The organism is Herbaspirillum sp. alder98 (genome assembly GCF_020179755.1).
In the GTDB taxonomy this organism is placed as follows: Bacteria; Pseudomonadota; Gammaproteobacteria; order Burkholderiales; family Burkholderiaceae_D; genus Herbaspirillum.
Window position 1 is genome coordinate 918,191 of the sequence record NZ_JAIUCY010000001.1, and the last position, 22,643, is coordinate 940,833.

Genomic DNA, 22,643 nt, shown 5'->3' on the forward strand with positions numbered 1-22,643 from the left:
GTAAGAGGCCACTCACGGCAAACCCGAGGGAGGGGTTTTGCCATGTCTGACGCCCGATGAGGCGTAAAAGACAAGAGTTGCCGGTCGGACAGAGCGACCGGCACTGACGATGATTACAGATCCAGCGCGGCAATGCCCGCCTTGGCGATCTGCACGTCTTCGGACGACTTCACGCCCGAGACGCCCACCGCGCCGACCACATGGCCGTCGACCACGATAGGCACGCCGCCTTCGAGCAGGCCGTCCAGGGTCGGCGCAGTAATGAACGAGAAGCGACCGTTGTTGATCATGTCTTCATAGATCTTGGTCTCGCGACGGCCCAGCGCCGCGGTGCGGGCCTTGCCCGGGGCGATGTGCGACGAGATCGGCGCGGTGCCGTCGAGGCGCTGCAACCACAGCAGGTGGCCGCCGTCGTCGACGATGGCAATGGCCACGGCCCATTTGTTGGCAACAGCCTCGGCTTCGGCGCCAGCGGCGATCTTCTTGACGTCTTCCAGCGTCAGGAATGGTTTGGTTTGCATATGAGTAACTCCGGTGTGCTCAAAAATTCGAACGCTGATTGTACGGCGATAAAGACGTTTTGACATCTGCCCATTGCTGAGCGATTTTCATGCGCCGGACTCGAACATGGCCGGCCAACATTGCAGCAGGCCTAAGTAAATTATTTACGCGCACAAAAATAAATTATTCCGGTGTAGGAGAAACCCTTACTAGGGAGATCCGCCGGATGCCCCTTGCATGCCCCGCAAACGATATCAATCTTATAAGCTGGCACGAAATTAGCTTTTGACAGTGCGTAAGAATTCACTTACAGTCCCGCAATCCTGCTTATGAGAGGACCTTGATGACTCTACGCCGCACCGACCGACTCCAACGCCTATCCCTGCGAGCGTGCGTGCTCGCGGCCGGACTCTGGATCAGTGGTGCAGCGTTTGCCGCCGACCTTTCCCTGGCAGCTCAGGATCTTCCCCCTCCGCAAGCACAATCCCCGCAAGCCCAACAGCAGATCAGCAAGACCAATCTTGCGATCGCGCGCCTGCAAGACATCACCAACCGCGCTTCCGAACTGGCCACCCAGGCATTGGCCATGCTGGGCATCAACTATCGCTACGGCGGCAACTCGCCCGATACCGGCCTCGATTGCAGCGGCCTGGTGCGTTATGTCTTCAAGGAAGCGCTGGGCACCGATCTGCCGCGCACCTCGGCCGAGATCAGCCGGGTTGGCGAAAAAGTCGGCAAGTCCGATCTGCAGGTCGGCGACCTGGTGTTCTATAACACCCTGCGCCGCGGTTTCTCGCACGTCGGTATCTATATGGGTGATGGCAAATTCATCCATTCACCATCGGCCGGCGGCCAGGTCCGCATCGAAAGCATGGACGAGTCGTACTGGAAGAAGCGCTTCAATGGTGCGCGCCGTATCGCTGCTGGTGAAGAAGAGTCCAAATAAGCACTACCCTGATGCACTGACAAGAATGCCGCCTGGTTGCTCCTGGCGGCATTTTTTATTGGCAACATGCCATCTCGCCACTATCGGATAGCTATTTATCGGATAGCTATCCGAGGCGCCGAGCGACTGCGCGAAGATCAATTCCCCTGCAGCAACTTCAACTTGCGCTTGATCTCCGGCATGGCCGCCATGGTGGCCTGCTCGCCGGCCAGGATCGCCACGTTGCGGCTGGCGAAGTCGCTGCCTTTCATGGTGCCCAGCCCCGGCTGCAACACGATGTCGGCATTCTGTAATTCATACTGGTTGATGGTCTGGCCCATGATGGCAAAAGTCTGCAGCAGCACATCGACCGAACTGCTGGCAGCCTGCGCCTCGGGTTGCGCCGAGATGTTGACCGCGATCACGAAATCAGCGCCCATCTGGCGCGCAAAGCGCACCGGCACCGGCGCCACCAGGCCGCCATCGACATAATAATGGTCACCGATCTTGACCGACTGGAACACTCCCGGCACCGCCGAAGAAGCCCGCACGGCCACGCCTGCATTGCCGCGCTGGAACAGGATCGGTTGCCCGGTCTTGAGATCGGTCGCCACCGCGCCGAACGGAATCTTGAATTTTTCGATCGTCAGGTTGCCCAGCGTGCGATTGACGTAGTTCTGCACGCCCTCCCCCTTGAGCACGCCGCTGACCTTGGCGAAGAACGGCACCGACCAGTCCGAGATGGTGGCCTCGTCCATCTGCAACGCCAGCTTCTGCAGCGCGAAGCCATCGTTACCGGCCGCATACAAGGCGCCCACCAGGCTGCCGGCGCTGGTGCCGGCCACCACATCGGCCGCGATGCCTTGCGATTCGAGCGCCTTGATCACGCCGATGTGCGCAAAGCCGCGTGCGGCGCCGCCGCCCAGGGCTAGCCCGATCCGGATCTTGCGGGGCGCCAGCGCGCCCGGTTCGGCCGGCGTGGCCGTGGCGGGAACAGCAGGCTTGGCATCGGTGGCGCCGGGCAGCCACGCAGTGGTGCCGCAACCGGCCAGGACAGAGACGAGGATGGCGATGGGCGCCAGGCGAAAGACATTGCGCATTGAGAAATACCGGAAGTGGAACATCGAAGCCGGCACGCCTGCAGTGCGCGCCGGAGCCGTATTCTACTGCAGCCGCTGCCCTCGCCTGGTGTAGAATTCCGCCGCTTGCGGCTGCATGTCGCCGCCCCCTCTTTGCCACGTTGAAACATCAATGAATATCGTCATCAACGAAGAACTCAAGAAGTACATCGATCCGCTCACCCCCAACGAATACGCCGCTCTGGAGCGCAGCATCCTGGCCGAAGGCTGCCGCGATGCGCTGGTGCTGTGGGGCGAAGTGCTGGTCGACGGCCATAACCGCTTCGAAATCTGCAGCAAGTACGAACTGCCCTACCAGACGGTCCAGAACGACAGCTTCAGTTCGATCGATGATGTGCTGCTGTGGATGATCGACAACCAGCTCGGCCGCCGCAGCGTATCCGACTTCCAGCGCGGCATGCTGGCGCTGCGCAAGCGCGACATCATGGCCGCCCGCACGCGGGCCACGGCCAAGCCGGCCGCCACGGACGAAGCCGCGACAGCGGACGGCGCCAGTGACGACCCGGCCGCGCCGGCCGCGACCGGTGACGATCCGCCATGGGAAACCACCGGCGAACCGATCAAGACCCGCGACGACATCGCTCGCGCAGCCGGCATCAGCACCACCACCATCGGCCAGATCGACCGCATCCGCAAGACGGCCGCACCGGAACTGGTCGAGGCGGTGCGCACCGGCGCCATCTCGATCAACGCCGCCGCCGCCGTCGCTTCGCTGCCCAGCGAAGTGCAGGTCACGGCGGTGGCCGGCGGCAAGAAGGAATTGCGCGAAGCCGCCAAGAAAGTGCGCGACCAGAAGGCCGCCACCCGCACCCCGCGTGCGCCCAAGGCGGGCGACCTGGCGACCGAAGGCAGCCAGGTCGCCATCGTCGACGAATTCGAAAACCAGATCACCGCCGCACTGCGCCGCGAAGTGGCGGCATTGCAGGCGCGCATCGCCCAACTGACGCAAGACAACCAGGGATTGCAGGCGGAACTGGCCTTGATCAAGGGCACGGCGGCCTGAGGCCATGGCAACCTTCACCCTGGCCGCGCGCGTCGATATCGAACTGGACATCCGCAAGAGTCGCTTCATCGGCATCGTCATGCCGGTCGCCGACCGTGCGGCGGCCCTGCATGAAATCGACCGCATGCGCCAGGCGCATCCCAATGCCACCCACGTCTGCTGGGCGCTGATGGCCGGCGGCCAGTCGGGCATGTCGGATGACGGTGAACCCTCGGGCACCGCAGGCCGACCGATGCTGGAAGTATTGCGCCACCACGAACTCGACGGCGCGCTGGCGATGGTGGTGCGCTATTACGGCGGCATCAAGCTGGGTGCCGGCGGCCTGGTGCGCGCCTACACCGACGCCATCGCCACTGCGCTCAAGCAGGCCCAGCGCATCGAACGGGTCGCGATGGCCGAACTCGACATCGGCATCAGCTATGCCGCCGAGCCGCAGTTGCGGCACTGGCTGGCACAACACAAATATCAGTTGCTCGACAGTCGCCACGATACCCTGGTGCACTTGCTGCTGCGCCTGCCTGCGGCCGACCTCGATCAGGCAGAGGAAGCCATCCGGCGCGTCGCTTCGAACGCCTCGATCAAGCGCAGCATCTGATCCATGCGTTGCTGGTCGCCCGCCGCCGGCGGGCGCGACCATAACAGATCGAACTCGCGCACCAGCGCGTCGTAATCGGTCTCATCGACTGCCGCACGATTGTCCATCGCCTGCCTCGCCCTTCAACCGCGCGGGCGCGTCAGGCGCCTGGTCAGCAGCACCGCCAGGGCGGGCGCCAGCGCAAACAACGCAAACAGCACCATGGCCGCATCCCGCGCGCCCTCGACGCCGCCGGGCAAGATCAGGCCCGCCCGATTGGCGGTCAAACCCACCAGCGCCGCGCCGATGGCCATGGCATACAACTGCACCGTGGTGATGGCTGATGAAGTCAGGTTTTCTTCGCCCGGCCGGGCCGCATGCAGCGCCCGCGCAATCAGGTGCGGCCAACCCAGGCCGATCCCCATGCCGGCTGCCGCCAGTGCCAGCACGATGGCGATGTCGGCAGCGGCACCGGCGGCCACCACCGAAGCCGGCAGCAAGAGCGCCAGCGCGGCCAGGCCGAATGTCATCAACAGCGGGCCCAGGCGCACCAGACGATCGGCCGCCAACCCGCTGCGCCCCGAACTGAGCAGCGAACCGAGGCTCCAGCCGGCCGCCATGGCAGCCGTCATGTAACCGGCTGCCAGTGGCGCATAGCCATGCAGCGTCTGCAGGAAATACGGCACGAAGATCTCGGTGCAACTGCCGATTACCAGCAGCGCCACGCATGCGAACACGCCGCCCATCTCGCTATTGATCGCATAGCCGCTGCGCGGCAGCAGGCTGCTGCGATGGCGCAGGTCGATCCGCGCCACCAGCCACGCCAGCACGATGCCGGCAGCAACCCATAGCGTTGCCAGCCATCCGGCACCGGCCTGCGCCGACGACGCCACCAACAGCACCGAAGCGGCCAGCAACAGGATGCGCCCGATCGGCACTGCCGCGCTCGGCTGCCGGTCCGCTTTCTGCATCGCCTGCGGCCCCAGTTGCGCCATCACCAGTGCGCCCTGCAGCGCCAGCAATGGCATCAGCGCCCAGAACGCCAACCGCCAGTGACCGCTGGCGGCGAACAAGCCGCCGACTGCCGGACCCAGCAACGTCGAGATCCCCCACATGCCCGACACCAGCGCAATCGCTCGCGACCACAGGCGCTGCTCGAACACCAGCGGTATCAGCGCGTAACCGAGCGCAGCCAGCAGGCCGCCGCCAATCCCCTGCACGGCGCGCCCGGCCAGCATCCATCCCATGTCGGGGGCGGCGGCACAGGCCAGCGCGCCGGCGCCGAAGACGGCCAGCGCCACCATGCAGGTTCCACGCGCGCCCAGCAGCGACAGCAATTTGCTGGTCAGGGTCGAGCCGATGATGGAGGTGACCACGAACAGGGTCACGTTCCAGGCGTAGTAGTCGAGCCCGCCAATGTCGCGCACCATCGATGGCAGGATGGTGGTGACGATGTGGACATTGATCGCATGCAGCGCGACGCCGCCGGTCAGCGCCACGGCGCGCGCGCCATTGCGCCCACCCAATAGTTCGCCCCATGTGGCCGTCAGTTGTCGTGCGTCATCGGTGGTGGTGGTCATTGTCATTACCTCGCTGTTAGCTGGCATAATATGCAAGCATTTATTTGGTTATATGACCGCGAGTTTAAAACGCCCCGATGAATTTAACAAGTAATCACTTGGATAATAAAGAACCGAGTCCGCCCGCCGCTGCATCGTCCACCCCCGAGCGCATCCTGTTTCGGCTGAAGACGCGCGGCCCCGCCTCGACCGCGGAACTGGCGCGTGAGCTGGACATGACCGCCGAGGCGGCCCGTCAGCAGGTCCAGAAACTGCTGGCCGAAGGCTTGATCGCGGGACGCCAGCAAGTCGCCGCGCCGCGTGCCGGACGCCCGCGCCAGGACTGGGAGCTGAGCGCCGCCGGCCATGCCCGTTTTCCCGATAGTCACGCGCAACTGACGATCCAGCTGATCGGATCGATCCGCCAGTTGTTCGGTGAGCCGGGGCTGGAAAAACTGATCGGACAGCGCGAACAGGAAATGCGCAGCGAGTACCTGCGCCAGTGCGCCGACCTGGCCACCCTGCCCCGCAAACTGCAAAGACTGGCCGAGATCCGCACCGCCGAAGGGTATATGGCGCGGGTCGAAAAACAGGGCAAGGATTGGCTGCTGATCGAAGACCATTGCCCGATCTGCGCCGCCGCCCGCACTTGCCAGGGCTTTTGCCGATCCGAGCTGCAATTGTTCCAGGAAGTCATCGGCGATGAAGCCAGCATCGATCGCCAGGAACACCTGCTCAGTGACGGCCGACGTTGCGTCTATCGCATCGTGCGCAAAACCAATGGTTGACGACCTGCAAATCACGTAATAATATTAGTTACATGAAACGCAGCGACCGTCTTTCCATTGCCCTGCACATCCTGCTGCACATGGGCCAGCGCCCCGACACGCCGATGACCTCCGACGAGATCGCCGGCTGGGTCGGCACCAACCCGGTGGTCATCCGCCGTACCTTCGCCGGCCTGCGCGAAGCCGGCATCGTGGTCTCGACCAAAGGCCATGGCGGCGGCTGGTCATTGGGACGCACGCTGGACCTGATCAGCCTGCACCAGGTGCAACAGGCGCTGGGCGAGCGCCTCATCACGCTGGGCGCTCGCGACGAGTCGCCCGGCTGCCTGGTCGAAATCGCCGTGCATCGCGCGCTCGACGATGCGCTCGAAGAAGCCAACCGCCTGCTCGACCAGCGCCTGGCGGGCGTCACGCTGGCCGACCTGGCGCGCTCGATGGGCCCCCATTTCAAGCTGGGCCACAACACGCCGCACTGAATCACTTTTCAGGTATCGCCATCGCGCCCTGCACCGCCGGGCGTGCGGGCGCCCTTGCGTCCGCTTTTCAACCAAGGTTCGTCAAAGGAGCATTCCATGCAATTCGATGTCATCGTCGTCGGCGCCAGTTTCGCCGGCGCTTCGGCCGCCATGCAATTGGCACGCGCCCGGCGCAAGGTATTGATGGTCGATGCCGGCCAGCCGCGCAACCGCTTCGCAGCGGCCTCGCACGGATTCCTCGGGCAAGACGGCGTGGCCCCTCACCTCATCATGGCCACGGCCATCGAGCAACTGCTGGCTTACCCAGGTTTCGAGTTGGTGGTGGCCCACGCCGAGCGAGCCGAAGCGCTGGCCGATGGCGTCAGCGTGACGCTGGAAGATGGGCGCACCCTGACCGCCAGTCGCTTGATCCTGGCCACCGGGGTGCGCGACGAATTGCCGGACATCCCGGGCCTGCAGGAACGCTGGGGGCGCACCGCCGTGCACTGTCCCTACTGTCATGGCTTTGAGCTGCGGGACCGCAAGCTGGGCGTGATCGCCACCACGCCGCTGTCGGCCCACCAGGGCATCATGCTGCCGGACTGGGGGCCAACCACTTATTTCACGCAAGGAAAATTCGAGCCGGAAGAGCACGAGATCAAACTGATGGAAAAGCGCGGCGTGCGCATCGAACGCACGCCCGTGGTCGAGGTGCTGGGCACCGCGCCGGAGATCGATGCAGTGCGCCTGGCCGACGCTCGCATCGTGGCGCTCGGGGCGCTGTTCGTCGGGCCCAGGGTCCACATGAGCAGTCCCCTGGCAATGCAACTGGGCTGCGCCTTCGAGCAGGGGCCGATGGGCCCATACATTCAGACCGACGCCATGCGCCAGACGTCGGTGCCGCATGTGTTTGCCGCCGGCGACGCCGCCGCGGCCTTCCACAACGCGACCATCGCCGCGGCGTCAGGCGTGATGGCCGGGGTCAGCGCACACCGGTCGCTGGTGATGGCCTAGCGCACGCCCCGGACTGTCGTCCTACATTCCCATATAACGGCCTGGCCGGTGATTCATTGCAATCACCAGGTTGGCCGCCACCGCACCCAGCACCGAGGCCAGCAATACCTTGGGCGTGACCACGAACAGCGCCAGCAGCACGATCACCACATCCACGCCCATCTGCAGCTTGCCGGCCCGCAGGCCGTAACGGTCCTGCAGGAACAGCGTCACCACGTTGATGCCGCCCAGGCTGGCCTTGTGGCGAAACAACACCACGAAGCCGGTGCCCATCATCAGGCCGCCGAGGATGGCGCAGTAGAACAGGTCGAGTTTTTCATACGCGATGAAATGCGGATGCAGCAACGAAAAACCCGACACCAGCGCCACCGCGCAAAAGGTCTTGCCGGTGAAGCGCGCGCCCATGCGACGGAACGCAAAATAATAGAACGGCAGGTTGATGGTGAAGAAGATCACCCCGAACGGCAGACCCGACACGTAGTGCAGCAAGAAGGCCAGCCCCGCCGTGCTGCCGGTCACCAGCCCGGCGTGGCTATACATGTTCACCCCGAGCGAGACGAACAGCGTGCCGATGACCAGCGCCAGCGCATCTTCATAAACCTTGTGCCGCACATCGACCGGCGCCTTCGCTGCCGACTCAGCCACGCAACACCTCGGCCATCGCCTCGGCCACACGCGCCACGTTGCTGTCGTTCAGGCCGGCCACACAGATGCGACCGCTATGCACCGCATAGACGCCGAACTCCTCGCGCAGGCGATCGACCTGGGCTGCACTCAGGCCGGTATAGCCGAACATGCCATGCTGGCGCAGCAGGAAGGAAAAATCATGATCCGGCACCGCGCTCTTGAGCTGTTCGCTCAGCTTGATGCGCATGTCGCGCACCCGTACCCGCATCTGTTCGACCTCTGCCTGCCACTGTGCACGCAAGGTGGCGTCGCCCAATACCCGCGCCACGATCAGCGCGCCATGCATCGGCGGGCTCGAATAGTTGCGGCGCACGGTCAGCTTGAGCTGGCCGAGGACGTTGGCCGCCTGGCCTGCCTCGGGGCAGAACACCGACAAGGCGCCGACCCGCTCGCCGTACAGCGAGAAGATCTTGGAGAACGAATTGCTGAGGAAGAAGGCGATGCCGCGTCGCACGCATTCGCGCACCGGCCAGACGTCCTGCTCCAGGCTTTCGGCAAAGCCCTGGTAAGCCAGGTCGAAGAACGGCAGCAAGCCACGGTGCTCGATCAGGTCGATGATCTGCGCCCATTGCTCGCGCAGCGGATCGACCCCGGTAGGGTTGTGACAGCACGGGTGCAACAGCACCACCGCGCCACGCGGCAGCGACTCGAGCTTGGCCAGCATGGCATCGAACGCCAGGCCCTTGGTCTGGGCATCGTAGTACGGATAGCGTTCGGTCTTGAAACCGGCGCCTTCGAAAATGCCGATATGGTTGTCCCAGGTCGGATCGGGAATCCACACGGTAGGCTGCGGGAAGAAGCGCGCAATCAGGTCCGCGCCCACCTTCAATGCCCCCGATCCGCCCAGCGTCTGCACCACCGCCAGGTGCTCGGCGCCCGGCAGGTCGTCACCAAACAGCAATGCCGCGACCGCCTGGCGATAGGCGGCATGGCCTTCCATCGGCAGGTAGGTGTAAGGCGCAGGCGCGCCGGCCAGTTCGACATCGGCAGTGCGCACCGAGGGCAACACGGGAATGGCGCCGTGGCCATCGGCATAGATGCCGATCGACAGGTTGACCTTGCCCGCGCGCTCGTCGCGCAGGTAGTGTTCCATCAGGCTCAGGATCGGGTCGCCGGCATACGGCGGAAGATGGGAAAACATGAAGACCTCTCGCAAACAATAAGACTGACTAAATCAATGAATCACGCCGGCTCTCGCCGGCAAGCCGCTATGGTAGCGCCGCAGCGCCCGCCTTCACAGGTATTTCTTCAGGCGGAAGTGATAGATGCTCACGCACACCAGGCTGATCACGGCGCACGTCATCAGGTAATAGCTGGGCGTGATCGGGTTGCCGGTCTTGCCCACCAGCCAGGTGACCATGAAGGGGGTGAAGCCGCCGAAGATGGTCGCGCCCAGGCTATAACTGATGCCCATGCCGCGTACCCGGGTCGCGGGCGGGAAGATCGACGACAGCACCACGCCCAATGAACCGAAGTACACCGCCTTGAGGATGCCGGCCCAGATCATGATGGCCATCATGACCCACATGGTCGGCGTGCTGATGACCCACACGAACGAGTAGTACACGGTCGCCAGCGTCAGCGTAGTCGAGATCACCATGATGCGGGTACGACCGAAGCGGTCTGCCAGCATGCCCATGAAGGGCGCGCCGAACATCAGGATCGCACCCGACACCGCAGTAGCGGCAAAGGCGGTCGATTGCGGCAGGTGCAACTGCTTGATGGCAAAGGTCGGCATGTACAGCAGCATCAGGTAGGTAGCTGCCGTGGACACCGACAGGATGCCCATGGCCACCAGCACGCGCGTGACCTGCAGGCCCCAGCTGGCATCGTCGCCACCGCTGGCTTGCGCCTTCTTGACCACCGGCACTTCATCGATATGGCGACGGATATACAGACCCACCGGTGCAATCAACAGGCCGAAGGCGAATGGCAGGCGCCAGCCCCAGTCGGCGATCTGCTCCGGCGACAGCAGCGAATTGAGCAGGAAGCCCGACAGCGCCGCCAGCAAGGCCGCCGCCCCCTGGCTGGAAAACTGCCAGCTGGCCATGAAGGCACGGCGCTTGGAACCGGTCTCGGTGAGCAAGGCAGTCGCCGAACCGAATTCACCGCCGGCCGACAGGGCCAGCAGGATACGCGCCACCAGGATGCCGATCGGCGCAAACACGCCGATGCTCTCGTAGGTCGGGATGACGGTACAGATCAGGGTGCCGACCACCGTCATCGACAGCGAGATCAGCAGCGCCGGCTTGCGCCCCACCTTGTCGCCATACCAGCCCAGCAGGATCGCACCGAGCGGGCGAAACAGATACGACAGGCCGAAGGTGGCGAAGGTCACCAGCAACGACACTGTGTCGTCACCGGTCGGAAAGAACAGTTTCGAAATGGTGACGGCGAAGAAGCCATAAGCGACGAAGTCGAACCATTCCAGCGCATTGCCGATGGACGAGGCGACGATCAGGCGGCGGGTCTTGGCGGCCGACAGCGGCGCCGGCTCGGCCAGGTCCGCTGCTGTGGTGGGGGAAGTTGCATTCATGTTGCTGTTCCTTGTTGATTTTATGCGGTTGTCAGTTGCTGGCGTTGCGCCTTCACTTGCGCGCCCTGGGCGCCGATGTCCCACAGCAGGCCGGCCATCAACTGCAAGCCTTCGCGCGCCACATGTCCCAGCAGGTGCTCGTCGGGCGCATGCTGCGAGCACGACGGATAGGAGTGCGGCATCCACAGCGTGGGCAGGCCCAGCGCCTGCGAGAAACAATGGTTGGGAATCGTGCCGCCAAGATTGGGCAGGATCGCCACCGGCTTGCCTGCGGTCTGTTCCATCGAGGCCGCCGCCAGGCGCACCCACTCATCGTCGGGGTCGAGCCGGGTAGCGGGCGCACTGGCCTGCAGTTCGATGGAGACCTGTTCGAATCCATGGGCATCGAGATGCTGGCGCAGATGCGCCTCGCCGTTTTCCCAGTCGGTGCCAACCACGAAGCGCAACTGGAACACCGCCTGCGCCTGCGCGGGGATCGCCCCCACCGGTCGCGCCGCGTTGCCCGCTTCGAAGGCGATCAGCTCCAGCGTATTCCACGCAAACAGACGTTCACCCGGCGACAGGCCAGGCTCGCCCCAATCGGCCGCCAGGACCGGATCGCCGGCATCGCCGCCGACCGGAAAATCACGCACCAGCTCACGCACGCGGCTGGTGATCTGCGGCGCGCGCAAGCCTTCGACCAGGATCACGCCCTGCGCATCGACCAGCGACGCCACGGCGTGCGCCAGCACGATGGCGGGGTTCTGCAGCACACCGCCCCAGTTGCCGGCGTGGTGCGCGCCATTGCCCGGATTCAGGGACAGCTTGAACTGCAGCGCGCCGCGCGAGCCAAGGAACAGCGTCGGGCGGGACGCCGCCAGGCGCGGGCCATCGGAGGCCAGGAACAGGTCGGCACGCAGGTAATCGGCGTGCTCGACACAGGCTTCCCACAAACCCGGCGAGCCGATCTCTTCGCTCATCTCGAAGATCATCTTGACGTTGTAGCCCAGCTTGCCCTCACGCGCCTGCAATACCGCCGCCAGTGCGCCCAGATTGACGCTGTGCTGGCCCTTGTTGTCGGCGGTGCCACGGCCATACCAGCGTTCCCCGTCCTGTTGCAGCAACCAGGGCGAACGCTGCTGCTGCCAGCGACCCTCTTGCCCGTTGACGACATCGCCATGGCCGTACATCAACACCGTCAGCGCAGCTTCATCTTCGATGCGGCGCGCCAGCAGCAAAGGCGGCGCGTTGTCGCGATGATTGGGCACCAGCTTGAAGTCGAAGCCCATGGCCGCCAGGGCGACGCCGATTTCCTGCTCGAGATAATCTTTCAGCTGGGAGGCGCGCTCGGGGTTCTGGCTTTCGGTCGGCAGCGCCACCCGGCGTTGCAGGTCGCCCTTAAAATGCCCCGAATCGAAATAGTCGGTCGCCAGGCCGATTGCCTTACTGCGTGTCATGTCGAACTCCATTGCTTACGTTGGGATGCGGGGCAGGTCGCCCTTGCGGCATCAGGACAACTGCATTCTAGAATTCACTAACACTTCTAACAATGTCAATTTTTAAAACATATCTTTCTCTTTTTGATAAATTAATTTATCGTGTTCGTCACCGACTTTTTTCACAAAAAACGTGCATAACCGGCTGCAAAGCCGCAATTTATTGCCACAAGACAAACTACGCACCAGTTTGAAACCGGCCAAGCTTTGCCTCATTAAACTAACAGGCTTGTTGAAATAAGAAAGATTGGTGACTCCGATGCAAAGCACTGTGCTGCGTTATTTCTATCAGGTTGGCCGCACCGGCTCGCTCACCGCAGCGGCCGAGCGCCTGCATGTGGCGGTGTCGGCCGTGAGCCGGCAGATTTCCAAGCTGGAAGAAGAAACCGGCGTGCCGCTGTTCGAACGCCGCGCGCGCGGCATGGTGCTGACCCAGGCCGGCGAGGTGCTGATGTCCTATGCGCGACGCAACCTGCTGGAGCTCGAACAGGTCATGGCCGAGGTCAAGGGCATCAACGCGGTCGGCCAGACGCTGGTGACGGTGGCCAGCTCCGAAGGTTTCGCCTGGGATCTGCTGCCCAATGTGATGGCGCAATTCCGCCAGCAATACCCGGGCATGCAGTTCAAGCTCAATGTGGTGGGCGCCAATCATGCCTCGCGCATGGTGGCCGATGGCGAGGCCGACATCTCGATCACCTACAGCCTGGCGCCGGTCGAGGGATTATCGGTGTCCTATCGCGAAGCCGCGCCGATCTTCGCCCTGATGCGACGCGACCACCCGCTGGCCCAGCGCAAGTTGCTGTCGCTGGGCGATCTGCAACCCTACCCGCTGGCGCTGCCCGAGGAAAGTTCGACGGTGCGCCAGTTGTTCGATATTGCCTGCGGCATGCGCGGCCTGCTGTTTGCGCCCGCCTTTACCAGCCACTCGCTGGGCGCGGTCTACCGCTTCACCCAACAATCGCAACAGGCGGTGGCATTGGGCGGCTTCCTCACCGCGCATGGCCGCGCGGCGGAAGACGGCATGGCATTGATCCCGATGGCCGAATCCGAACTTCATCAGCGCACACTGCAAGTGCAGACCATGGCGGCGCGCAAGCTGCCACCGGCGGTCGCCGCCTTCAGCGACTTCCTGATTGCCGCCATCCGCCAGATCGAAGTGCAACAGGAACTGCATTCGGCCTGAGCCCCCTATCGCATCGATGGCGCCATCTGGCAAAATGCCCGGGCCAGGGGGCATCCATCGTTATTGACAGGGGAAAACATGCAACAGGACGACAGTCTTTTCAATCCGGTATTGTTCATCGAAGACGGCCCATCCAAGCCGATGCTTGACCCGCTGCAACAGCCCTACCTGCTCAATCACGCCGAGCGCCGCGCGCCGCTGGAACAACTGGAACAGATCACGCTGGTGAACGGACAGGGCCATACACTGGTCGAGATGGCGTCCGACAATCCGCACCTGATCGCCGGCCAGACCTACAAGAACATCAAGCAATGGCCACGCCACATCGACACCCCGAGCGGCCCCGGCTACGAAATCACCGAATTCGATTTCGGCGTCAGCGAGGTGCGCTACCCGCCATTGCTGGCCACGCCCGACAATGCGCAGGCCTTTGGCGCCACGCTATTGCGCCCCGGTCAATATATGCGCTTCCCCTACAGCGGCCTGATCATGGCGCAATACACTTATGGACGCTGGGCCGGTCACGAGTCGCCTTATATCGGCGACAGCCGCCGCCGCGAACTGCTGCCCTGGAACCCGACCGATCTCGAATTTCACGACTTCGCGCACGTATTCCTTTCGCGCGGTCCACAGCCGCTGGTGATATCGGTGGCGCGCTGGCGGCCCTACGTCAACGAGATCAGCCTGGCCGACCTGTGGGTCGCGCCCGGTGACGCGCTGGTGCTGTCGCCCAAGCTGATGCCGCCGGTGCCCGCTCCTGGCACCGATCATGACCAGCGCTGGCGGCTGTATGTCGACATGCACAACAACCGCAACTCGGCCCAGGCCTGCCGCGTGCCGGATGGCCCCGAGTCGCTCGAGAGCGTGACCGTGCTGGCCAATCAGACGGTGATGATGGCGCCGGCCACCTGCCCGCGCTACCACGAAGAAAAGCATCCCACCTGGCACGCCGTGCAGTCCTGAACCAAATTGTTAGTGAATTGATCAGCCCGGCCGCGACTGCTGCAGCAGCGCCACGAAAGAGCGGGCGGCGGGCGACAGCTCGCCGCCCTTGCGGGTGACCACGCCGATGGTCTGCGACACCGACTTCAGCGTCACCGGCAAGATCCGCAGCACGCCGCTGTCTACGAACATGCGCGCCACGCTGGTGGGCAGGATCGCCACCGTATCGGTGGCCTGGCGCAGGATCGCCACGCTCACGAAGGTCGATGCGGTCGAGATGGCGTTGGCCGGCAACTCCACGCCGGCCAGGTCGAGTTCGCGTTCGAGCACGGCGCGCAATGGCATCTGGCTGGGATAGGTCACCCAGCGATAGCCGTTGAGATCGGCCAGGCTGACCGCCTTGCTGCGCAGCCGTGGATGATCGCTCGACACCACCACCGACAGCGGTTCATCGGACAGCGGTTGATAGTGATACTTGCCGGGATTGTCCGATACGCTGGAGCGCCCCAGCAGCAGATCGATGTGGCCATCATCGAGCATGTCCAGCAAATGCACGCTGGTGTCTTCGACGATGTCCACCGACAACTCGGGATGCGTCTTGTGCAAGGCATTGACCGCCGGCACCACCAGATCCGGCACCGCCCCCATCACCGCCCCGATGGCCAGTCGCCCGCCGCGCCCCGAGCGAATCTGCACCAGCTCTTCGCACAAGGCCCCGAGATCGGTGGCCATCAGGCGCGCATGGCGGATGACGCAATGACCGAACTGGTTCGGCACCAGCCCGGCCTTGGTGCGCTCGAACAGCGTGGCGTCGAGCAGGGTCTCGAGCTCGGCCAGCGACTTGCTGGCGGCGGATTGCGTCATCGCCATGGCGCTGGCGGCCCGGTGCAACGAATGATGCTCATCCAGCGCAATGAGCAATTGCAGTTGCTTCATGCGCAAGCGGGCCAGCAGGCCGGCCAGGCGCTGGCTGTCGGGTGAGGGGCGGCGGGCAAGTCTGGGGCTCATGATGGTGAGTCGCAAAAGCGATCACGTGATGGAAAGTCTTCACTATACAGTCTGGGCGGGGAGACGTATATTCATCGTCAGCCTGGCCACGCAGCCCGCAGCCGGGCTGCTGACCCATAAGGCCGCCAGGCGGCCGATAACCGGAGACCAAGTCCATGAGCACCACCCCGATCTATCGCGGCGTATTCCCCGTCGCTCCGACCATTTTCGACGACCAGGGCAAGCTCGACCTGGAAGGCCAGAAGCGCGCCATCGACTTCATGATCGATGCCGGCTCCGACGGCCTGTGCATCCTGGCCAACTTCTCCGAACAATTCGTGCTGTCCGACGAAGAACGCACCCTGGTGCAGGACACGGTGCTCAAGCACGTGGCCGGCCGCGTGCCGGTGATCGTCACCACCACCCACTACGGCAGCCAGATCTGCGCCGAGCGCAGCCGCGCGGCGCAAGATGCGGGCGCGGCGATGGTCATGATCATGCCGCCGTATCACGGCGCCACTTTCCGCGTATCCGAAAAGCAGACTTATGAATTCTTCGGCCGCGTCTCCGACGCGATCGACATCCCGATCATGATCCAGGATGCGCCGGTGGCCGGCACCCCGCTGTCGGCGCCGTTCCTGGCCCGCATGGCGAAGGAAATCGCCAATGTCTCCTACTTCAAGATCGAGACTGCCGGTGCCGCCTCCAAGCTGCGCGAGCTGATCGAACTGGGCGGCGACGCCGTGGTCGGCCCATGGGATGGCGAAGAAGCCATCACCCTGATCCCCGACCTGGACGCCGGCGCCACCGGCGCCATGACCGGCGGTGGTTATCCCGATGGTATCCGCAAGATCACCGATGCCTACTTCGCTGGCGACACCGAGAAGGCCGCCGAGCTGTACATGCAATGGTTGCCGCTGATCAACTACGAAAACCGTCAATGCGGCCTGGCCGCCTGCAAGACGCTGATGCAGGAAGGCGGCGTGATCAAGCACGACACGCTGCGCCATCCGCAGCCGCAGATGCATCCCAAGGTGCGTGAAGGACTGCTGCGCGTGGCGCGACGCCTGGATCCACTGGTGCTGAGCTGGGGCAAGTAAGCTTTACCCGCCGCCGTCCCTGCGCAGGCAGGGACGGCTAAATCAATTCATTGGACGATGACGAATGATGCGCGCCTGTTAAACTGCCGGCCAACTTCCCCTTGCCGAACGCATCGCATCATGACAACGCCCGCCATCACCGAATTCCAACGTCAGTCCCCCACCGCCGAAATCGACTATCCGCTCGAAGAGCGCCGGCTGGACGGCAACCCCAAACGCACTACCTGGAACCACTTCACCAATGCCGCCGGCGATGTCCATGCCGGGATCTGGGCCTGTGAAAAAGGCAGCTGGCGCATCGCCTTCTCGCAGCACAAGGATGAATACTTCTATGTGCTCGAAGGCCGCTGCCGCGTGATCGACGAACAAGGTCATGCTGCCGAAGCCGGCCCGGGCGACGCGATGGTGATTCCTGCCGGTTTCAAGGGAGTGTTCGAGGTGGTGGAACCGATGCGCAAGCATTACGTCGTGGTAGAACGCAACTAAAGCCACTGGGTACCGGCCTTCGCCGGCACGACGAATTTGATTCCGTCGTCCTGACGAAAGTCAGGACCCAGCGACTTATAGCAAACGCCGATACACCACCAAAGTCGCTGGCCCCCTTCATACGCCGGGACGACGGATACGTTTTGCGTCCGCGCGTCCCCCACCCACGACCGAATTCTATGGCATGCTCGCTGGCAAACCCATTTTGCCCGGAGCCCACCTTGAGCCACTTCCAACCCGTCGCCCTGGACCACGCCAGCCGCCTGATCAATCACGGCCCGACCGTATTGGTCAGCGCCGCCCACAACGGCCGTCGCAACATCATGGCCGCAGCCTGGTCGATGCCGGTCGAATTCGGTCCGCCGCGCATTGCGGTGGTGATCGACAAAAGTACCTACACCCGTGAATTGATTACCGCCTCAGGCGGCTTCGCCCTCTGCGTGCCCGGGGCCGAATTGATCGACCTGACCTATGCGGTCGGCAGTTGCAGCGGACGTGACGACGACAAGTTCGCACGTTACGGCATCGAAGCCGGCGCTGGTCCGGAACTGGGCATGCCGGTGCTTGAACAGGGCTGTTCGGCCTGGCTGGAATGCAGGTGGATTCCCGAGTCGCGCAGTGAAGATGCCTACGACACCTTCTTCGGCGAAGTGGTCGCGGCCGCCGCCGATACCCGTATCTTCAGCAACGGCCACTGGAACTTCACGCCCGAGAACCGGGCGCTGCATACGCTGCATCACCTGGGCGCCGGCAAGTTCGTCATTGCCAGCGACCAGACCCAGGCGCGCGAACTGCCCGGGCGGTGACGGCGCTTCAGTTGGCGCTGGCGTTCACGTCACGCTTGGGCAACGGATCGCTGGCGTCGACCTGGCCATCGCCATTGGTGTCCTGACCGACAAAGGTACGCTCCATGATGAGCTTCTCTTCTTCCAGCGAGATGAAGCCGTCGTGGTTGCGATCCAGGATGCCGAAGCGCACATGCGCCTGACGCATCGAACGTTGGTAGTCGGCATCCGGCTCACGCTTCTGCAGCGCGTACTGCTGCTTCAGGCGTCCCTCGAACTCGGCCACGTATTCGGCCTCGCTCAACTTGCCATCGCCATTGGTGTCGGCCGCATTGAAGCGCTGCAGGCGCACGCTTTCGTACTCGGCGCGCGTCACCACACCATTGCGATTGATGTCGTAACTCCCCATGAAGGCCTCACGTCCGTGGCCACCGGCCGGCTGGGCGGGGCTGCCGGCCGGCGCGGTGCCGGGCAGCGACGCCACCGGAGGCGATGCCGGAGCGGCACAGCCGGCCAGCGCGGCTGCGCCCAGTACCGCCGAAAGAATAAGTGCTTGGTGTTTCATGTGCAATCCTCGTTGATGAAGGGTTGGTTGGATCAGAAGTCGACCGCCACCGCCGCGAACATGCTGCGCCCGGTACGTGTCTGCAGTTGGATATCCTGCGCGTCCTTGGCCACCGACGGCTCCAGGCTGCGGGCGCTGGCGTAATCCCAATAGCGCTTGTCGAACAGGTTGTTGATGCCGGCGGTGATGCGCACGTTGCGCGCCACGCGCCAGTAACCGGTCAGATCAAAACTGGCATAGCCGGGAACACGGTAGTACACCACGGTGGAATCAGGCAGCGCCGCGCCCGCGTTCTGGTACAGGTTGCGGTAGTTCGACTTGGCCTGCTTGCCACGCACGAAGGTACCGGTCAGGTTGGTGCCCCATTGCTTCTCGGGAGCATCATAGCCCAGGCCCACGATCAGCTTGGCCGGTTGCACCGAGTCGAGATCCTGGTAGCTGTCACCCGCATAGCGGCTCTTGGACTTGCCCTGGCTGTAGCCCAGCGCCCAGGTCGAGGTGACGCCGCGCAGCGCAGGCGTGAATTTGCCGGCATCGATACGGGTCGACAGCTCGACGCCATAGATATAGGCGTCGTCGCGGTTTTCAGCCTGGTAGATCGTCGATAGGCCGGCCTGCACATCAGTAAACATCTCCGGATTGAGCGCGCGGCCATAGCGGGTATAGGCGATGAAGTTCTTGTACTTGGTATAAAACAGCGAGCTGTTGAAGGTAATGCCATCCACCGGCGAACCCTTCAGGCCGATATCGAAGGCGTCGCTGGTCTCCTTCTGCAGGTTGCGGTTGCCGATCAGCGCATAGGTGCCGCCGCCACCGTTCCAGTAACCGTACAGTTCGCTCACCGATGGCGCCCGTCCACTGCGCTTCCACTGTGCGTAGGCACTTACCCGCGGCACGATGTCATAGACCACCGACAGGCTGGGACTGACGATGGTATTAGTCGAACCGGCGCCATACATGGTCTCCAGCTGGGCCCCGGTGATGCGGGTATTGCCGAAGCCGTTGGTGTCATAGATGCTGTTCTTGGTGCGGTCCACACGCAGGCCAGGCAGCAGCGCCAGGCGATGGCCGCCCAGGTCGAACACGATCTCGTCCTCGGCGAACAGGCCCAATTTGGTGGTTTCGGTGTTGGGGTACGGTTGCGACGAAAACGCGCTGCCGGTCAACGCATGCTCATTGCGGTTGCGACTCAGGTTGGCGCCAAAACGCAGGCTGTTGTTGGCGATCTTCTTGGTTGCCGTCGACGACAGGCTCAACAACTTGTTATGGTTGCGCGAATACACATTGTCGGTCACGCCGGTGGCCACCGTGGTGGTGTTGGTACGGTCCTGCATATCCGCATCCTGATAGGACAGGCGCGTATCGAGGCGATCGATGAAACCGTTCGATGGCGTCCACAGGTGCGCCAGCTGAAGCGTCTCGCGCTCGGTCAGGCTGTTCTGGCGCGAGCGGCCGGTGACGGCCGTGGCCGCCGTGTTCCAGGCCGAATACGACAGGTCGTTGCGCCGGCGATAGAAGTCGGCCGAGAGCGTGAAACGATGTTCGGCATTCAGGCGCATGCCGCCCTTGAGCAGCAAGGCATCCGAACTCCAATCAGACGGATAGGCGCCCAGGCTGTCGCTGTTGTTGTCGGTCTGGTGGCCATCGCGACGCGAATAGACGATCAGGCCGTCGAACATGCCGCTGGTCCCGGCGCCGGTGATGGCTTCATGCCACGAACGGTCGGCCGAGTTATAGCCCGCCTTCAGGCCGGCGTAATACGGCTTGCCGGGGTTGACGAAGTCTTCCGCCGACTTGGTGCGAAAACTCACCGAACCGCCGATGCCGCCGGCTGGGCGGGCTGCGGTAGTGGTGCCGGAATCGACCTGCACTTCAGAGAACATCTCGGGATCGATGAAGTCGCGTCCCTGGCCGAAGCTGCCCACCGACGCGCGGCCGCTGCCGGAGGTGGCCGAACGGTCCACCGCCTCGGGCATCTCGACGTCGTCGATATCGACGCCCACGCGATTGCCCTCGACCCCACGAATGTTGTAGTTGGTGCTGCCCGGATGGTCATAGGCGCTGGTGTTCTTGGTGCCGCCTGCGGTCAGGCCCGGCACCGACACCAGTGGCTGGTACTTGAGTACGTCACCGAAACTGGTGGCGCCCTGACGTTCCAGTTCGTCCTTGGTGATCTTGTTGATCGCGCCCGGCTTGTGCTGCTCTTCGCGCTCGGCCTCGATCTCGACATCGGGCAATTTCCTTTGCTGGGTGCGCGGCGTCTTGAGCTCGACCGGATCGGCGCTGGCCGCCGCTTCCTGGGCAGTGGCCAGGGGCGCAGCCAACGAAATCAGTGCGGCATTAACTGCCAGTGTCAACGTGAGTGGACGCAACGAAGTACGCCAACGACGCGCCGTAGCGACGCGCGAAAGTCGAGCCATGATGTGCAAGCCTTAGAAAAAATGGAGTGAGGGTGTGGCTGGCTGCAACATCAATGGAATCGGCGGCGCCCCTCCCAGGGCCTGGCGCTGTCTTGTTCTTGTGTTTCGGCTGACGAGCGATATTCTAGATCACTAATGCGAATAATTCGCATTTAATTTTCAAAAAATCCGTATTTTTTCTAAATTCTCACGCCGTAAAAACACAAAAACCCGCATGGCGAACCAGGCGGGTTTTCGATGGGCAACCCCCGTTATTACGGGTGCTGATGCAATGTCGCCCGCACCTTGGCCACTTCGCGCGACGAGACCGCAGCGCTGTCGTTGGACCAGCCCTGGCGCACGAACGTGGCCAGCTCGGCTACTTCGCTGTCGCTCAGGCGATGACCGAAGCCAGGCATCACCAGCACCGATGGCGCGCGGGCCGTAGACGGCGTGCGCGCCCCGGCCATGATCACGTTCAGCAACGCGTTGGGATTGTCGGCATTGACCACCGAAGCCCCATCGATCACCGGGAAGATGCCCGGCGCACCGCGACCGTTGACGAAGTGGCAGGCCACGCAGTTATCCAGATAGAGGCGCTCGCCCAGCGTCAGGTCCTTGGCGGCGGTCAGCTTCTTGGCAGTGGCCTCCACGCCTTGCGGCTTGATGCCGCTACTGCGCGCCGGCACGGCCGTGAGCGTCTTGAGATAGGCGGCGATCGCCTTCAGGTCTTCGTCCTTCAAGTGCGAGGTGCTGTGCTCGACCACCAGGCTCATTTCACCGGCCACCGACGAGTGGGCGTTGCGTCCGCTCTGCAGGTAGTCGACGATATCCTGCGCACTCCAGCGTGGCATGCCGCGCAGCGAAGGCACCGCCCAACCGTTGAGTTCGCCACCGGCCAGGAATAACTCTTGCGAACTATCGCTGGCCTTCTCGTTCATCGCGAAGCCGCGTGGCGTGTGGCAACTGCCGCAGTGGCCCAGGCCCTCGACCAGATAGGCGCCGCGCTTGATCTCGCCGCTCCATCCCGCCTGTTCCTTGAAGGGCTTGTCATTGGCGAAGAAGATGTTCCACACCTTCATGCCCCAGCGCAGGTTGAACGGAAAGCTCATGTCCGACGCTGGTGGCGTGGTCGCCACCGGCTTGACGCCTTCCATGAAGTACGCGTACAGCGCATGGATATCGTCGTCGCTGACCTTGGCGTAGCTCGGGTAAGGCATGGCCGGATACAGCGGGCGGCCATCGGCGCGCACGCCGTGGCGTACTGCGGCGGCGAACTGCTGCTCGCTGTAGTTGCCGATGCCGTGTTGCTTGTCGGGCGTGATGTTGGTCGAATAGATCATGCCGTGACCGCTGTCGATGGCCAGGCCACCGGCATAGGCCGGCTTGCCTGCCGCGCTGTGGCACGCCATGCAATCGCCGGCACGGGCCAGGTATTCGCCACGCTTCAACAGTTCCTGGTCGGCCGCTGCATGGGCTGCCGACAGCGACGCCAGGCCCAGGGCCAGCACTGCCATTAGTTGATTAAGTCTTTTCATTT

22 protein-coding genes are annotated in these 22,643 nt (G+C 63.5%); 11 read left to right on the forward strand and 11 right to left on the reverse strand.

The features are described from left to right. Positions 1–113: 113 nt before the first annotated feature. Positions 114–521: a heme-binding protein gene (locus LBW87_RS04260; protein ID WP_225200175.1), complete on the reverse strand. Its 408-nt coding sequence runs from the start codon at positions 519–521 to the stop codon at positions 114–116. A gap of 323 nt (positions 522–844) precedes the next feature. On the opposite strand from LBW87_RS04260, the gene LBW87_RS04265 reads away from it, so the two are divergent. After that, positions 845–1,447: a C40 family peptidase gene (locus LBW87_RS04265; RefSeq protein WP_225200176.1), complete on the forward strand. Its 603-nt coding sequence runs from the start codon at positions 845–847 to the stop codon at positions 1,445–1,447. Positions 1,448–1,584: 137 nt separating this feature from the next. On the opposite strand, the gene LBW87_RS04270 is transcribed toward LBW87_RS04265, so the two are convergent. Continuing rightward, the gene (locus LBW87_RS04270; protein ID WP_225200177.1) at positions 1,585–2,526 is read right to left on the reverse strand and encodes a patatin-like phospholipase family protein; all 942 of its coding nucleotides are present in this window, start codon (positions 2,524–2,526) and stop codon (positions 1,585–1,587) included. A 151-nt stretch (positions 2,527–2,677) separates the two neighbouring features. Between LBW87_RS04270 and LBW87_RS04275 the strand changes: the two genes are divergently transcribed. Further along, positions 2,678–3,568 carry a hypothetical protein gene (locus LBW87_RS04275; protein ID WP_225200178.1) on the forward strand — a complete coding sequence of 297 codons (891 nt, stop codon included), beginning with the start codon at positions 2,678–2,680 and terminating at the stop codon, positions 3,566–3,568. Positions 3,569–3,572: 4 nt separating this feature from the next. Continuing rightward, positions 3,573–4,163 (forward strand): IMPACT family protein, encoded by a 591-nt coding sequence (locus tag LBW87_RS04280; RefSeq protein ID WP_225200179.1) that lies wholly within the window; start codon positions 3,573–3,575, stop codon positions 4,161–4,163. A 122-nt stretch (positions 4,164–4,285) separates the two neighbouring features. Here the strand turns inward: LBW87_RS04280 and LBW87_RS04285 are convergent, their stop codons facing one another. Then, on the reverse strand, positions 4,286–5,722 hold the full coding sequence (locus LBW87_RS04285) for an MFS transporter (RefSeq protein ID WP_225200180.1): 1,437 nt from the start codon (positions 5,720–5,722) through the stop codon (positions 4,286–4,288). Between the two features lie 77 nt (positions 5,723–5,799). Between LBW87_RS04285 and LBW87_RS04290 the strand changes: the two genes are divergently transcribed. The 3 genes from LBW87_RS04290 (at position 5,800) to LBW87_RS04300 (ending at position 7,958) form a co-directional block, all read left to right on the forward strand. Beyond that, the gene (locus LBW87_RS04290) at positions 5,800–6,489 is read left to right on the forward strand and encodes a helix-turn-helix transcriptional regulator (RefSeq protein ID WP_225200181.1); all 690 of its coding nucleotides are present in this window, start codon (positions 5,800–5,802) and stop codon (positions 6,487–6,489) included. A 32-nt stretch (positions 6,490–6,521) separates the two neighbouring features. Next, entirely contained in the window at positions 6,522–6,965 is a 444-nt protein-coding gene (locus LBW87_RS04295; protein ID WP_225200182.1) for an Rrf2 family transcriptional regulator, read from the forward strand. Positions 6,966–7,061: 96 nt separating this feature from the next. Then, positions 7,062–7,958, forward strand: a complete 897-nt coding sequence (locus tag LBW87_RS04300; RefSeq protein WP_225200183.1) for an NAD(P)/FAD-dependent oxidoreductase — start codon at positions 7,062–7,064, stop codon at positions 7,956–7,958. Between the two features lie 21 nt (positions 7,959–7,979). Here LBW87_RS04300 and LBW87_RS04305 read toward each other — a convergent pair whose 3' ends face one another. The 4 genes from LBW87_RS04305 to LBW87_RS04320 form a co-directional block, all read right to left on the reverse strand. After that, positions 7,980–8,603 carry a YitT family protein gene (locus LBW87_RS04305; protein WP_225200184.1) on the reverse strand — a complete coding sequence of 208 codons (624 nt, stop codon included), beginning with the start codon at positions 8,601–8,603 and terminating at the stop codon, positions 7,980–7,982. Then, positions 8,596–9,786 carry an amino acid aminotransferase gene (locus tag LBW87_RS04310; protein ID WP_225200185.1) on the reverse strand — a complete coding sequence of 397 codons (1,191 nt, stop codon included), beginning with the start codon at positions 9,784–9,786 and terminating at the stop codon, positions 8,596–8,598. The genes LBW87_RS04305 and LBW87_RS04310 overlap by 8 nt, the downstream gene beginning before the upstream one ends. A 93-nt stretch (positions 9,787–9,879) precedes the next feature. Next, positions 9,880–11,181: an MFS transporter gene (locus LBW87_RS04315; RefSeq protein ID WP_225200186.1), complete on the reverse strand. Its 1,302-nt coding sequence runs from the start codon at positions 11,179–11,181 to the stop codon at positions 9,880–9,882. Positions 11,182–11,201: 20 nt separating this feature from the next. Continuing rightward, positions 11,202–12,617, reverse strand: coding sequence for a M20 family metallopeptidase (locus tag LBW87_RS04320; RefSeq protein ID WP_225200187.1), 1,416 nt, complete (start codon positions 12,615–12,617; stop codon positions 11,202–11,204). Positions 12,618–12,915: 298 nt separating this feature from the next. Here LBW87_RS04320 and LBW87_RS04325 point away from each other — a divergent pair, with 298 nt between their 5' ends. Together LBW87_RS04325 and LBW87_RS04330 are read left to right on the forward strand one after the other, a co-directional pair. Beyond that, positions 12,916–13,839 carry a LysR substrate-binding domain-containing protein gene (locus tag LBW87_RS04325; protein ID WP_225200188.1) on the forward strand — a complete coding sequence of 308 codons (924 nt, stop codon included), beginning with the start codon at positions 12,916–12,918 and terminating at the stop codon, positions 13,837–13,839. 78 nt (positions 13,840–13,917) lie between these two features. Next, complete coding sequence (locus LBW87_RS04330) at positions 13,918–14,802, forward strand: hypothetical protein (protein ID WP_225200189.1); 885 nt, start codon at positions 13,918–13,920, stop codon at positions 14,800–14,802. A 21-nt stretch (positions 14,803–14,823) separates the two neighbouring features. Here the strand turns inward: LBW87_RS04330 and LBW87_RS04335 are convergent, their stop codons facing one another. Next, on the reverse strand, positions 14,824–15,789 hold the full coding sequence (locus LBW87_RS04335) for a LysR family transcriptional regulator (RefSeq protein WP_225200190.1): 966 nt from the start codon (positions 15,787–15,789) through the stop codon (positions 14,824–14,826). Positions 15,790–15,944: 155 nt separating this feature from the next. On the opposite strand from LBW87_RS04335, the gene LBW87_RS04340 reads away from it, so the two are divergent. From LBW87_RS04340 to LBW87_RS04350, 3 genes are all read left to right on the forward strand, one after another. After that, positions 15,945–16,868 carry a dihydrodipicolinate synthase family protein gene (locus tag LBW87_RS04340; protein ID WP_225200191.1) on the forward strand — a complete coding sequence of 308 codons (924 nt, stop codon included), beginning with the start codon at positions 15,945–15,947 and terminating at the stop codon, positions 16,866–16,868. A 120-nt stretch (positions 16,869–16,988) separates the two neighbouring features. Beyond that, on the forward strand, positions 16,989–17,354 hold the full coding sequence (locus tag LBW87_RS04345; RefSeq protein WP_225200192.1) for a cupin domain-containing protein: 366 nt from the start codon (positions 16,989–16,991) through the stop codon (positions 17,352–17,354). A gap of 221 nt (positions 17,355–17,575) precedes the next feature. Next, a complete protein-coding gene (locus LBW87_RS04350) occupies positions 17,576–18,160 on the forward strand; it encodes a flavin reductase family protein (RefSeq protein ID WP_225200193.1) in 585 nt (194 codons plus the stop codon). Between the two features lie 7 nt (positions 18,161–18,167). Here the strand turns inward: LBW87_RS04350 and LBW87_RS04355 are convergent, their stop codons facing one another. The 3 genes from LBW87_RS04355 to LBW87_RS04365 all read right to left on the reverse strand — a co-directional run bounded on the left by LBW87_RS04355 (position 18,168) and on the right by LBW87_RS04365 (position 22,641). Beyond that, positions 18,168–18,704, reverse strand: a complete 537-nt coding sequence (locus tag LBW87_RS04355) for an EF-hand domain-containing protein (RefSeq protein ID WP_225200194.1) — start codon at positions 18,702–18,704, stop codon at positions 18,168–18,170. Positions 18,705–18,736: 32 nt separating this feature from the next. Then, complete coding sequence (locus LBW87_RS04360; protein ID WP_225200195.1) at positions 18,737–21,124, reverse strand: TonB-dependent hemoglobin/transferrin/lactoferrin family receptor; 2,388 nt, start codon at positions 21,122–21,124, stop codon at positions 18,737–18,739. Between the two features lie 254 nt (positions 21,125–21,378). Beyond that, a complete protein-coding gene (locus tag LBW87_RS04365) occupies positions 21,379–22,641 on the reverse strand; it encodes a c-type cytochrome (RefSeq protein ID WP_225200196.1) in 1,263 nt (420 codons plus the stop codon). Positions 22,642–22,643: the final 2 nt, after the last annotated feature.